The organism is Coleofasciculus sp. E2-BRE-01 (genome assembly GCF_040221695.1).
Classification (GTDB): Bacteria; Cyanobacteriota; Cyanobacteriia; order Cyanobacteriales; family Coleofasciculaceae; genus Coleofasciculus.
In genome coordinates this window covers 18,522-31,718 of sequence record NZ_JAVKEA010000059.1, presented here as the reverse complement: position 1 = coordinate 31,718, position 13,197 = coordinate 18,522, and the positions used below count along the sequence as shown (strand labels likewise).

The 13,197-nt window shown below is 41.9% G+C and carries 12 protein-coding genes and 1 pseudogene; all 13 read left to right on the top strand.

Features of this window, described 5'->3' with window-relative positions:
• Positions 1-144: 144 nt before the first annotated feature.
• The 13 genes and pseudogenes from RIG66_RS06785 (at position 145) to RIG66_RS06725 (ending at position 13,140) form a co-directional block, all read left to right on the top strand.
• Positions 145-1,068, top strand: coding sequence for a glycosyltransferase (locus RIG66_RS06785; protein ID WP_446376431.1), 924 nt, complete (start codon positions 145-147; stop codon positions 1,066-1,068).
• A gap of 63 nt (positions 1,069-1,131) precedes the next feature.
• The gene (locus RIG66_RS06780; RefSeq protein ID WP_446376429.1) at positions 1,132-2,403 is read left to right on the top strand and encodes a glycosyltransferase; all 1,272 of its coding nucleotides are present in this window, start codon (positions 1,132-1,134) and stop codon (positions 2,401-2,403) included.
• Positions 2,404-2,422: 19 nt separating this feature from the next.
• Positions 2,423-3,505: a glycosyltransferase family 2 protein gene (locus tag RIG66_RS06775; RefSeq protein ID WP_446376427.1), complete on the top strand. Its 1,083-nt coding sequence runs from the start codon at positions 2,423-2,425 to the stop codon at positions 3,503-3,505.
• Positions 3,506-3,532: 27 nt separating this feature from the next.
• Entirely contained in the window at positions 3,533-4,450 is a 918-nt protein-coding gene (locus RIG66_RS06770; protein WP_446376425.1) for a glycosyltransferase, read from the top strand.
• A gap of 145 nt (positions 4,451-4,595) precedes the next feature.
• Complete coding sequence (locus RIG66_RS06765; RefSeq protein ID WP_446376423.1) at positions 4,596-5,498, top strand: ABC transporter permease; 903 nt, start codon at positions 4,596-4,598, stop codon at positions 5,496-5,498.
• A 16-nt stretch (positions 5,499-5,514) separates the two neighbouring features.
• Entirely contained in the window at positions 5,515-6,276 is a 762-nt protein-coding gene (locus RIG66_RS06760) for a sulfotransferase family 2 domain-containing protein (protein ID WP_446376421.1), read from the top strand.
• A gap of 334 nt (positions 6,277-6,610) precedes the next feature.
• Positions 6,611-6,835, top strand: a complete 225-nt coding sequence (locus tag RIG66_RS06755) for a hypothetical protein (protein WP_446376419.1) — start codon at positions 6,611-6,613, stop codon at positions 6,833-6,835.
• A gap of 43 nt (positions 6,836-6,878) precedes the next feature.
• On the top strand, positions 6,879-7,733 hold the full coding sequence (locus RIG66_RS06750) for a sulfotransferase family protein (protein WP_446376417.1): 855 nt from the start codon (positions 6,879-6,881) through the stop codon (positions 7,731-7,733).
• 322 nt (positions 7,734-8,055) lie between these two features.
• Positions 8,056-9,126 (top strand): annotated as a pseudogene (locus RIG66_RS06745) (ABC transporter ATP-binding protein); the annotation flags it as partial.
• Between the two features lie 42 nt (positions 9,127-9,168).
• Entirely contained in the window at positions 9,169-9,942 is a 774-nt protein-coding gene (locus RIG66_RS06740) for a sulfotransferase family 2 domain-containing protein (RefSeq protein ID WP_446376415.1), read from the top strand.
• Positions 9,943-10,006: 64 nt separating this feature from the next.
• Positions 10,007-10,888, top strand: a complete 882-nt coding sequence (locus RIG66_RS06735) for a glycosyltransferase family 2 protein (protein ID WP_446376413.1) — start codon at positions 10,007-10,009, stop codon at positions 10,886-10,888.
• A gap of 79 nt (positions 10,889-10,967) precedes the next feature.
• A complete protein-coding gene (locus RIG66_RS06730; protein ID WP_446376411.1) occupies positions 10,968-12,506 on the top strand; it encodes a GMC oxidoreductase in 1,539 nt (512 codons plus the stop codon).
• 97 nt (positions 12,507-12,603) lie between these two features.
• A complete protein-coding gene (locus RIG66_RS06725) occupies positions 12,604-13,140 on the top strand; it encodes a hypothetical protein (protein WP_446376409.1) in 537 nt (178 codons plus the stop codon).
• Positions 13,141-13,197: the final 57 nt, after the last annotated feature.

Genomic DNA, 13,197 nt, shown 5'->3' with positions numbered 1-13,197 from the left:
GAGTCTGTAGGGGCGGGTTTCACTACTATCTTTTCGGTTGCACCCAGATGTGACTAAACCTGCCCCGATGCAGGTTTCTAGACTATAAACCGCCTGTCCCTAAAGAGTTCATTGATAACAAATCCCAGATTTCTCGCCAAGGAAATGGAATCTCATTCTCATCCATTTGTATCTGTCATCATTCCCGTCTATAATGACGCCGAGCGTCTGAAACTCTGTTTAGAGGCTCTGGAAAATCAGACCTATCCCCAAACAGGATATGAAGTGATTGTTGTCGATAATGCATCAGATGAAGCAGCAGATATTAAAGGGGTAGTCACTCAATTTGGTCAAGCGATTGCGGCTTATGAAAGCACTCCCGGTTCTTATGCGGCTCGGAACAAAGGGATATCCTTGGCGAAAGGCGAGGTGATTACTTTTACTGATGCTGACTGCATTCCAGCATCGGATTGGATTGAAAAGGGGGTTCAACATTTACTCAATACACCCAACTGTGGCTTAGTTGCAGGAGAAATCAAAATTTTCTTCAAAAATCCTGAGCGACTCACACCTGTGGAACTTTTTGAAAAAGTTACTGCTTTTGAGCAAAAAGACTATCTGGAAAACTACAAATATGGGGCAACAGCCAACTTATTTACGTTCAAAACCGTAATTGAGCGAGTTGGATCTTTTAATTCTAGTCTGAAATCAAGTGGAGATGTAGAGTGGGGACAGCGGGTTGCTGCGTTTAATTATCAGCAAGTTTATGCCGCCAATGCTTGTGTCGCCCATCCGGCGCGATATTCCTTTAAACAGCTCTATAAAAGAACAACTCGAATCGTGGGTGGTGCTTATGATCTACACTGGAAGAAAAACCATCTGTTGTTACAGCGCAATAGGATATTGCTCCAGGCACTCTTAGCTGATTTACTGCCACCGCTGAACTTTGTGGTTAAAACATTTCGAGATATTCGATTACAGGGAATCGAGGAAAAGCTAAGAGTGTCTTTGGTTATGTTTTTTGTCAGATATGTAAGTGCTTGGGAAAGGATACGATTAATGATAGGGGGTGCTTCAATTCGAGAGTAGTTCTCTAGGAGTTGTGAAAATAAAGGTTAAGCAATTTCGCCGTATTGAGAAAGCAAAAATGTCATGAAAATTGCGTTCATAGTCGGTCAGTTTCCCACGTTATCGGAGACGTTTATCTTAAATCAGATTACAGGTCTTCTCGACCGAGGACATGAAGTGGATATCTACGCGGATCACCCCGGTGATTTGGCGAAGCTGCATGATGATGTGGTGACTTACCGTCTGCTTGATCGCACCTACTATCTGCCTGAAATTCCAGTTAATCTATTATGGCGTGTGGTTAAAGGTTGCGGTGTATTCCTATCTAAATTTGTGCAATCGCCTAAAGATACCTGGGAATCCCTAAATTTTCTCAAACATGGAGAGCAAGCGATATCGCTTTGGTTGCTTTACACGCTGATTCCTAATTTTCAAAAAAACTATGACATTATCCATTGTCAGTTCGGAACCGTTAGCTTCAGAGGTATGGCGTTCCGGGCTGTAAATTCGCCGAATGCCAAGTTAATTACTATTTTTCGAGGACACGATATCAGCAATTTTGTTCAAGAACACGGTGAAACTATTTATAATCCTTTATTTAAAAGGGGAGACTATTATCTGGCAAACTGCGAGTTTTTTAAGCGCCGCACAATCAAACTAGGCTGTCCTCTGGAAAAAATCAGAGTGCATGGTTCGGGGTTAGACTATAGCCGTTTTCCCTTTAAACCTCGTCACTTTCCTAAAGATGGTTTAGTTCGTATCGCCACGACTGGACGTTTAGTTGAAAAGAAAGGGATTGAATATGCTATTCGAGCCGTGGCGAAAGTTTTAGAACAGTATTCTAACTTAGAATATATCATTATTGGGGAGGGACTATTACGCCCGGAATTAGAGCAACTCATTCAGTCCCTTAATGCTGAAAAAGCCATTAAATTAGTGGGGCAAAAATCTCAAGCGGAATTAATTACATTACTAGAGAATTCTCACTTATTTATTGCACCAAGCGTGACGGCGGCTGATGGGAATCAGGATGCTCCCGTTAACGTTCTCAAAGAAGCAATGGCGATGGGTCTACCTGTGATTAGTACACTTCATGGAGGGATTCCAGAGCTAGTTGAAGAGGGGGTATCTGGCTTCTTAGTCCCAGAACGAGATGCCGATGCGATCGCGGATCGGTTAATTGACTTAATTGAACATCCTGAACGTTGGTCGGCAATGGGAGAAGCCGGACGCTTGTTTGTAGAACAACATTATGATCTTAATCGTTTAAATGATGCCCTTGTCGCCCTTTATCAATCCCTACTTCAGGGTGACTCAGTTCCTCACCCAGAGGTGGCACTCCCTTTAAGTACCTAACTATCACGGAGGATTTTATATGACTCTCACGACTCACCCCTCTACCTCTAATACCCTATCCTCAGAGCAACCTCAGGTCACGATTGTGGTTGTTCCTCGCGAGCGATTTAGCTGTGCGCGTCGGTCTCTAGAGAGCGTATTTGCTCACACTCAATTGCCCTATAAACTAATCTACGTCGATGGGAATTCTCCTGCACCAGTTCGACGCTATTTGGAACAGCAAGCGGAGGCAAAAGGGTTTCAGCTATTACGCACAGAGTATTACCTTTACCCAAACCAGGCAAGAAACCTAGGTTTATCTCAAGTCGATACCAAATATGTCGTCTTTTTAGACAATGATGTCATTGTTTCACCCAATTGGCTCACCACTTTAGTCCAGTCTGCTGAGGAAACAGGCGCGGCGGTAGTTGGTCCTCTGATGTGTCAGTATGAGCCGATTCATGAAATTGTCCATTTCGCTGGTGGAGAATGTCATATTTGGGTCGATAAAACGGGACGGCGACGGCTGCGGGAGAAAATGTATGACCAGGGAAAACCTGTTGCAGAGGTTCGCGATCGCCTTGAGCGCACTCAAACAGAGTTAGCCGAATTTCACTGTGTATTAGTCCGTCGGTCTATTTTCGATCAGGTGGGTCAACTGGATGAAGGGATGCTCAACACCAAAGAGCATTTAGATTTTTGCATGAGCGTTCGCCAAGCCGGAGGTGCCGTTTATTTTGAACCTGCTTGTATCGTTACTTATGTTCCCGGACCCCCTCTGAAGTGGTCTGATTTGCATTTCTATATGCTGCGCTGGAGCGATGCTTGGACGTTCGCTAGCTTGATGCATCTGCAAAAGAAATGGAATCTGGCTGAAGACAGCTATTTTCAAACTAAATACAAAAAGCTGCAAAAGGGGTGGCGGAGAAAAGGCACAATTATTGTTCCTTTGGTTCGTTTTTTAACCTTTGGTATCGGCAGCGGCAAATTGGAAAGTCTTTTAATTAAGCCAGAACAGTTACTTAATCAAACCTTAACCACTCGCCATGCTAAACAACAACGACAGCAACAGTATGCCACTTCACCTGCGCCAAACTTAGTCTCCAGCCCAGCTAATCATTAATAACCATTTCCTCAGTTAATCAGATACATGGAACAATTTCTCTTTTCAGTGATTATCCCCAGCTATAACCGCCCAACGCAACTGGCGGCTTGTCTGGAATCTCTGACTCAGCTTGACTATCCACGCGATCGCTTTGAAGTAATTGTGGTTGACGATGGTAGTGACAGCCCCCTCGACACAGTGGTGTCTCCCTTTAAAGACTCACTCAACCTAAGGCTGATTCGACAGAACAATGCGGGTCCTGCAGCAGCACGCAACGGTGCAGCTCAACAGGCACACGGGAAGTATCTTGCTTTCACCGATGATGACTGTAGACCAGCGACGAATTGGTTGCAAGCGCTAGAAAACTGCTTCACGGCAACACCAGATCGCATTGTCGGCGGTCGAACAGTGAATGCCCTGGCTGATAATCCCTACTCCACGACGAGTCAGAACATTATCAGCATGGGGTACGCCCACTATAACGCTATTTCTGACCAAGCCCGCTTCTTTGCCTCCAACAATATGGTTGTACCTGCCGAGCGCTTTCGGGAACTGGGCGGGTTTGATCAAAGCTTCACCACCTCAGAAGATCGGGAATTGTGCGATCGCTGGCTGCATCAGGGCTATCAGATGACCTATGCACCTGAAGTCGTCATTTATCATGCTCATCCGATGACACTTCGCAGCTTTTGGAAGCAGCATTTTAGCTACGGACAAGGAGCCTTCCGCTTTCATCAGACAAGGGCGGAGAAAGGCTGGGGAAATTTCCAGATTGAAGGGAATTATTATCTGAATCTTCTCCGCTATCCCTTTGAAAATGGGCAGGGAAAACAAGGATTGGTGCTAACAGCCGTCTTGTTCGTATCCCAGGTGGCAAATGCGGCAGGTTTCTTTTGGGAAATGATTCAGTCAAAAAGAACATCCCAGTTCGATTCAAAAGCCGAAAATTTGAAATTTGAGTAATCCGGATTACCGCCGGAATTTTCATTACCCTAACCCCTACTGAGGCACAACCTATCCCTAAAATTAATGCTCAAAACTTCAGGAACGAGAAATGCCTTATACCACATAAAATTATTAATCGGATAAATATTTTTGATAAATAGAAATGGAAAAACTATCTAACGGGAAGGCAAAAAGAGCCAATACATTAGGAAGAGGAAAATTACTGCTTGATGTAACTTATACTCCTGAAAGCTTACTTAGACATCCCCGACAACTGTTTGGGCAGATGTGGTATGACTTACTGGCTTCTCGCGAGTTAGCGTGGCGGCTAATGGTACGCGATATCAGCGCTAAGTACCGTCAGTCAGTCTTAGGAATTGCGTGGGCATTTATACCTCCCATCGCCATGGCAGTTGGATTTACCCTGGCAAGTGAAGCCAACATTATCAATGTCGGTCAAACCGATTTTCCTTATCCTGCCTATGTCATGTTCAGTACTGCCTTGTGGCAAACCTTTGTTGAATCGTTGAATGGTCCAGTCGAGGCGGTAACCAAGGCAAAGCCAATGCTTGCCCGCGTCAAATTTCCCCGCGAAGCGGTTATCTTAGCTAAAGTTGGAGAGGTTTTCTTTAACTTTATGATTAAATTGGTTTTGATTATCGGGCTATTTATTTGGTATCGCATTCCCGTGAGTTGGACATTAGTTATAGCTCCAGTTGCTCTTATTCATTTAATCATGCTGGGGACTCTTTTCGGGACATTACTGTCTCCCTTAGGAGTGCTTTACCAAGATGTGCAAAAGGCATTAACAATGGTGACAGGCTTCTGGCTGTTTCTCACCCCAGTTGTCTATTCCGTTCCTGAATCAGGCTTATTTGGTTTTTTCGTTCAACTCAATCCGGTTACCCCCTTATTGGTAACCACACGAGAGTTAGCCACAACTGGCATTATTTCCGAACCCGTCAGCTTTTGGGTCGTCAGTGTCTTGACCTGGATTGGTTTGCTTTTCACCTGGATTGCTTTCCGGATTGCGCTTCCGTATGTTATAGAAAGAGTAAGCTCATGACCAGCCTGCATGTTTTATGATGTTGTCTCAGATATTTTCTAAAAAACCCCGAATTTTCTTCATCCATGTTCCCAAGACAGGCGGAACGTCGGTGAATTCAGCCATCCAAAGACATTATGGTCGCCAGAGTTATATCCTTGATCCCATAGGAACGAAAGCAATGGCAAAATTAATTTATCAGTCTGTTCCTTCTGTTGAAAGAGGAACATACATACTGCGAGATAGCTTTATCTTAGATGCCATGAATCGAGATGTTTCATATATTTCCGGACACGCTCACTTTAATCAAAAAATTTGGGAACGTTATTCACAAAAGTATGCTTATGTGACGCTGCTTCGAGATCCAGTAAAAAGATATATATCTAACTATTTTTTTGATGCCAGTAAAAATAAAGGAGACCATTCTTATGTCGAACAGAGTCTTTTGGATTTTCTAAAAACTCGTAGAGGGATTAGGCGGGGACACTTATATATCAACTATTTTTCGGGATTCCCCATCGAGCGCGACTATGATTTGAGTAAGCTTTCCCAACGAGTTGAAATTGCCAAGCAAAATATTTTGAAATTTGATTGTGTTGGCATTTTAGAAAACTTGCAAGGATTTAAAGAAAGGTTTAAAAAACAGTTTAGATTAACGCTGAGAATTCCTCATCAAAACAAAAATCCTGTTGTTAATCCTTTAGTTGAGTCTCATCTTTTGAAAGTAATTCAAGAAATTTGTCAACCTGATATAGAGATTTATGAGTTTATGAAATTGCATTGTCTCAAACAAGCTTAGTTCTATCGTTATAATGATTACATGGATATTTATTAGTTTTTTTAATCATGATACTAAGTTCTAATTGATCTGAAGAACAAGCAACTTGTCTACAGGTTTAACTGAACTGGACAATCCGCTTTCTGCTGACCTACACTAAAAACTTGACAAATGTTAAAACAAAAAACAGGAAATTTACCGAATCTAATTGTTATTGGCACACAAAAAGGTGGAACCTGTAGCTTGCATTATTACTTATCTCTCCATCCGCAAATTTATATGTGCTAATTCATTTTACGATAACCAATTTTCGCAGATTCATCATAAATCTAGCAAAAAAAGGCGCAAGACTCCCTTGGGAAAGTCTTTAGAGAAAAGTCCAATTGGAGAGACAATTGATTACCTGCCCCGCCCGATTAGGGAAAAAGCCAAAACATTATTGTACTTTCCGTTTTCCCAAAAAGTTCAACGACCAACATTGGACAAGAGTTTGGAAGCTGAATTAATCGACTATCTTCGACCCGATATCAATCGTTTGAGAGACTATACTGGACTTACTTTTGAGGATTGGTGCTTATGATTCTATTCAGTTTTATACCGATCTGCACTAATAATTTTAAACTATGCTAAAACAAAGAACGGGAAATCTACCAAATTTAATTGTTATTGGCACACAAAAAGGTGGGACAAGCAGCTTGCATTACTACTTATCTCTCCATCCGCAAATTTATATGTGTCGAGAGAAAGAGTTGGATTTTTTTATTGCTCAACGCAACTGGGAGCGAGGAATTGAATGGTACAAGAAAAATTTCGTCAGTGAAGCAAAGATATATGGAGAATCATCTCCTAATTACACAGACTATCCTCGGTATGATCAAGTGCCTAAAAGAATGCACGCTATCGTCCCAAATGTGAAAATTGTCTATATTCTGCGAGATCCAATCAAGAGAATAATTTCTCACTACATGCATTGGTACAGTGCTGGTTTGGAAAATAGAAGTCTATCAGATGCTTTGAGGAAGATAGAAACGAGTCGCTATACACGTCGTTGCCTTTATTATATGCAAATCGAGCAATATTTAAATTATTTCCCTAAATCTAATATTTTTATTATGACGAGTGAGGATTTGTATAATAAGCCTCAAAAAAATATGCAAAAACTATTCACTTTTTTAGAAGTAGATAATTCATTTTACGATAAAAGCTTCTCGCGCCTTCATCATCAGTCTAGCAAGAAGAGACGCAAAAATGCCTTGGGAATGTCTTTAGAAAAAAGTTCAATTGGAGAGACAATTGAGCAACTACCCCGCCCGATTAGAGAAAGAGCCAAAACCTTATTGTACTTCCCCTTTTCCAAAAAAGTTAAACGACCAACATTGGATAAGACTTTGGAAGCAAAATTAATAGATTATCTCCGACCCGATATCAATCGTTTGAGAGAATATACTGGACTTGCTTTTGAGGATTGGTGTTTATGATTTTATTCAGTTCACTCTTTGAGGGATTAAAGAGTTACTGCATTATCACGGGTTATACAGAGGCAATCAAATGACCGATTATTCTGAAGATGGTAAGTTCTCAATGAATAAAACAATTAGTGAAAAAACTGATAAAGATATTGCCAATAAACCGGGCGACAGTGATGTTGTTATCTCTGTCAATGGGGTTTCTAAGAAGTTTTGTCGCGACTTAAAGCGCTCCTTATTTTATGGTGTGCAAGATATTACCACCGATTTAGTCGGGGGACGGCGCAAGAGTGAAATGTTACGTCCCCAAGAGTTTTGGGCGTTAAACAATGTTAGTTTTAAACTACGGCGAGGCGAGGCGCTGGGCTTAGTTGGCGCGAATGGTGCAGGGAAAAGTACACTACTTCGCATTATTAGTGGTTTGATTAAACCCGATTCGGGTTCGGTAAGAGTTAGGGGTATGGTAGCACCCCTCATTGCCCTTGGTGCAGGATTTAATCCGATTCTCACGGGACGAGAAAATATTTATGCCAATATGTCAATTTTGGGGTTATCGACTCAAGAAATTAAGGAAAAATTTGATGATGTTGTAGAATTTGCCGAGATTCATGATGCTATTGATGCACCTGTGCAAACCTATAGTTCAGGTATGGCAGCACGATTAGGGTTTGCCTGCGCTATTCATATTGAACCGGAGATTTTATTAATTGACGAAGTACTAGCGGTTGGTGATATTCAATTTAAAATGAAGTGCCATCATCGCTTGGCACAATTGCAAGAAAATGGAACGGCTTTCATACTTGTTTCTCATAATCCATATAATATTTTAAATGTTTGTGAATCGGCTATTTATTTAAAACGAGGTAATCTTATCCGTAGCGATGAATCTGAAGCCGTAATTCAGCACTATGAAGCCGATATTTGTTTAGCCGGAACGAGTCCAACATCAGGTTTAATCGTTTTACCCGAAAAGTCAGAAACTGAAAGTCTGGGACTGGATATTGTATCGATTTGTTTTAAAAATGAGCAGGATCAGCTTTTGGAAACGCTAAAAACAGGTGAGCCTGCTTATTTATGCTTGACCTGCAACGCTTCTCGGTTTCTCGATAATGTGAATGTGGGTATCGTAATTACATCCTTATCGGGTGGCGATCAACGGGTATTATCAATTACCTCAGATCTTGATGATGAGTGTTTAGAGATTTATTCGGGTAAGGTTGAAATTCACATGCAAATGCCTTATTGTGGTTTAATACCTGGAAAATACAATTCTAAAGTTTATATAAGAAGAGGGGTGATGTCTCTCGATAAATATAAATCTTTTAGATTTGCCGTAGAACCCAGCAAAACAACAAGCCGATGTTTATTTTATCAACCGAGGACTTGGCAAGTAGTCCAAAAGTAAAGTATCGAAAGTAAATTTACTTAAAGAAAAAAATTGAGAAATATGGAAAAGCAAAGTGTCAAAGAAAAAATTAAACACTTAATAACACCAAGAAAACCAAATATCTTTTTTATGCATATACCTAAAACAGGAGGAACTTCCGTTAACTCTGCCATAATACAATTTTATAGAAGAAGCTCCTACTATATCGATCCGATTATTTCACAGAAGGCGGCAGGAATTCTTTATGACTTAGATGATTCTTCAATGATAGGCAAACCTAAATTTAGGTTTAGAGAACATTTAATGCTTTATGAAATGGTTAAAGGAACCCAATATATTTCGGGTCATGTAAATTTTAATTTGGATATCTGGAATGTCTATCATAGTCAATATGCTTATGTAACCGTTTTGAGAGATCCAGTAAATAGGTACATTTCTCAGTATTTTTTCGATGCATTTAAAAAAAGTGAACATGCCAGAGTTAATGAGGATTTAGAGGATTTCATTAAGCTAAAACGAGGAAAAAAAAGAGGTTATTCATACATAACTTACCTAGCCGGATCTGCAAATCACTCTAATTGGAGTATGATAGAAAGAATTCAAACCGCCAAAAATAACTTGTCTAAATTTCAGGTCGTTGGGTTTTTAGAAAATATGGATGTTTTTGTATCGGTATTTAAAAGTAAGTTTGGATTAAACATAAGAGTTCCTTATAAAAATAAAAATCCAGTTTCTCATCCAAAAATAGATGGCAATATGGTTGATAAAATTAGAAAGATTTGTGAGCCAGACATAGAATTATATGAATATGCTAGAGAAACGTTTTTATCCTAGAGGCATCTATAAAATAAAATGAACAAAACAGAAACGGAACCTATAAAAAACAAACCCTGCTGTTATGAGTTCCCCCTTAGTTAGTATTGTCATTACCACGCGCGATCGCCCCCAGTTGCTGCAGTATGCTGTTAAAAGTGCATTGGCACAAACGCAACAAGATATTGAAGTGATCGTTGTCGATGATGGATCTCTAAAACCTGCAGAGTTATCCCCTGATCCTCGACTAAAAATTATTAACTTGAAAACGTCTAAAGGAGGTGCAGCAGCACGGAATGTGGGAACTGAGATGGCTAGAGGAAAATGGATTACTTATTTAGATGATGATGATTGTTTGTTACCGCACATGGTAGAGGTTTCTCTCGACGCTTTGGCAAAAACAACCCATCCATCTCCAGTGGGTGTTATTTCCGGAATTGAGGTGGTTAACTTGAATCGGGACGTCCTTAAAAAACGTCTACCTCCACCGATTCGTCTCAAAGGGTGTCATTTCTCTCTAGAAAACTTGGAACCCGGTAAGTCCTATAATACTAAACAAACATTAGTCGTTGAGCGGGAAGTGATTAATAAAATTGGCGGATGGGACGAGTCGTTTCGCTCTCGCGTTCACACGGAGTTATTCTTGCGACTTAATTTAGTTTGCACAATTATTGGTCTACCCATTATTACCTACCAGCTACTTCGGGATCAGCAGGCTAGAGTTTCTCGCGACCCAAACCTCCGTCAAGAAAGTTTTTATCGCCTGATTGAAAAACATCAAGACATCTTTAAAGCCCATCCAAAAATGTTTTCTGAATTTGTCTATCAGCAAGCTTGGACATCTTATCAAATGGGACAAGAAAAAGCGGCGCTCACCCATTTACTCTGGGCGTTAGAACTTCACCCAACTCATATTTTAGGGTTGAGTCTGAGGACGAGTTTATCTCGATTGACTAGGCTCCGCTAACGGTTCCGGCTTTGACGCGATCGCGTCTCTCTTAGCGTTTTCAGCAACGAAGTTTTATTGAATAAAGAATGGAGGTTTTATGATTACCGATATCCTGGAAATGGGTGAGCAAACGAAGCTACAAGCGCAGGTGGTTGTGATTGGCTCCGGGATTGCAGGCTCTGAGGTGGCAACCTATCTGGCGCGTCATGGTCGAGAAGTAGTGCTTCTAGAAAGTGGACGCCACCAGTTCGATCCCTCGATCCAGGCATTAAATGATGTAACATTTCTGGGTAAACGCCATCGCGAGTTAAATCCCAACTCTTATTATCATCGATACCTTCCACCTGAGCTACGCGGAGTCAGTCGCGTGCGTCAGTTTGGTGGCACAAGTAACGTTTGGACAGGGAAATGGAAGTATCTGCAACCCTCTGATTTCGAGGGTAGACCGTGGGTGGCTAACAGCGGTTGGCCCCTCAGCTATACCGATCTCTTAGAACACTACCGCTCAGCCGCAAAAGATTATGGTTTTGGGGACTTAGAGGCAGAAGCCGTTCGTCCTGAAATTGCAGAACTTCGCGCCAAGATTGCGGCAGGTGGTTTAAAAATGAGCAGCTTCTATTGGGAGCAGACACCGACACGCACAGCAGTGCGCTTTGGTGAAGATATGCGTCGCTCGCCAAACTTACACGTTATCTTAGGTGCCACCGCAACTGAATTAAAACTCGATGCTTCCTGTCAACGGGTGAACGCCGTTGTTTGCCGTTCTCTTGAGGGTAAAGAACTTATCGTTGAAGGTCAGCATATCATCCTTGCAACTGGCGCCTTTGAATCCGCACGCCTCCTCCTTGCCTCCAACCGCCAACTTCCCAGTGGAATCGGCAATGAGCATGACCTCGTAGGTCGCTTTTATACTGACCATCCTAAACACCATACCGGATCTCTACGCCCCGGTCATCTGGTTCGAGAATATGCCCACGAGTTGCAATACGCTCCCAAGCCACGTTTCTGTATCTGTTTTGCTCTAGATGATGCAACTCAGCAAGAGCATGAACTGCTTGAGCATGTCCTCTATCTGAAACCACTCTATACAAAGGGAATCGGGCGACTGCGGCGAAGGTTCTGGAATCGTTCGGCTTGCCGGGATGGGAACGGCATTGTCTCCGCCTATCGAGTTAAGTTTGTCACTGAGCAGGTTCCGCATAAAGGCAGTCGCGTTAAGCTGGGAAGCGAACTTGACGCACTCGGTCAGCACAAGCTGGAGGTTGATTGGTGCTTCACTGACCAAGATCGGCGTTCGATGGCGAAGACTCTGGAACTGTTAACCCAGAGGTTTGCAGCAGTTGGGTTGGGAACCTTTGACTTTGGAAATGATCTGCCCAGTTTAGAGAACATGACCGATGCTGCTCACCAAATGGGTACTACCCGTATGGCGAGTAGACCCGAAGAGGGAGTTGTTGACCCAAACTGTCGAGTGTTCGGGACTGATAATCTCTATGTAGCCAGTTCAGCCGTGTTTCCCACTGGACCTTCCTACTCCCCTACTTTTACAATTCTGGCACTCGCCCGCCGTCTTGGTCAGCATTTGCTAGAGATGACATCAAAACCGGAGCCAAGGAATAGAGCTGTAATTGGCTGATTTGACGATGAATACTCAGTCTGTTCATTTTGGACATGACACCGTTAAATCCTAGTTGATAAATAACATCAAAAAGCCCTCTAATCCATGATTAGATATGGAAGATAAGACAATTTCGGAACCAGCATATGCAAGCAAGTCTAACCCCCTACAAGCTTTACGACTGATAAAAATTTTCCTGCTAATTGTCGTATTGGGGATGTTCGTTGTAGGGAAACGAAAATCAACGTGGCCCATAGTATCCTGGGCGCTATACAGTGGATATTCAGCACGATTTCGTCCACCTGAACCATCTGTTTCTGCTATTGAACTTAGGGTTTACACCACAACAGGCGATCTTCATGTAGTAAAACCTGAACAGGTTTTGACGCTACCCCGCGACAGCCTTTCGCATAAAATTGTCGAACAGGCTTTTGATAATGCAAATATTAGGGTAAGGGACGCGAGTCGAAGATACTTAATGCGTGCTGTTTCAAATTTAGTTCATACAAACTCTGAAATTCAAACGATTCAAGCTTGGAAGCTCTCTTATCAAGTTGAGCCTTTAGAGGTTCCTCCTATCCAATTACAGGCTCCTACCTCTGAAGTTATGGTGGATAGCTTTTCTAGAGAAGATATTGCCGATAATAATTAACATGATAAAAATTCCAGCTTTCAGCATAATCCGGAACGTGAACGCAAGCATAAATGC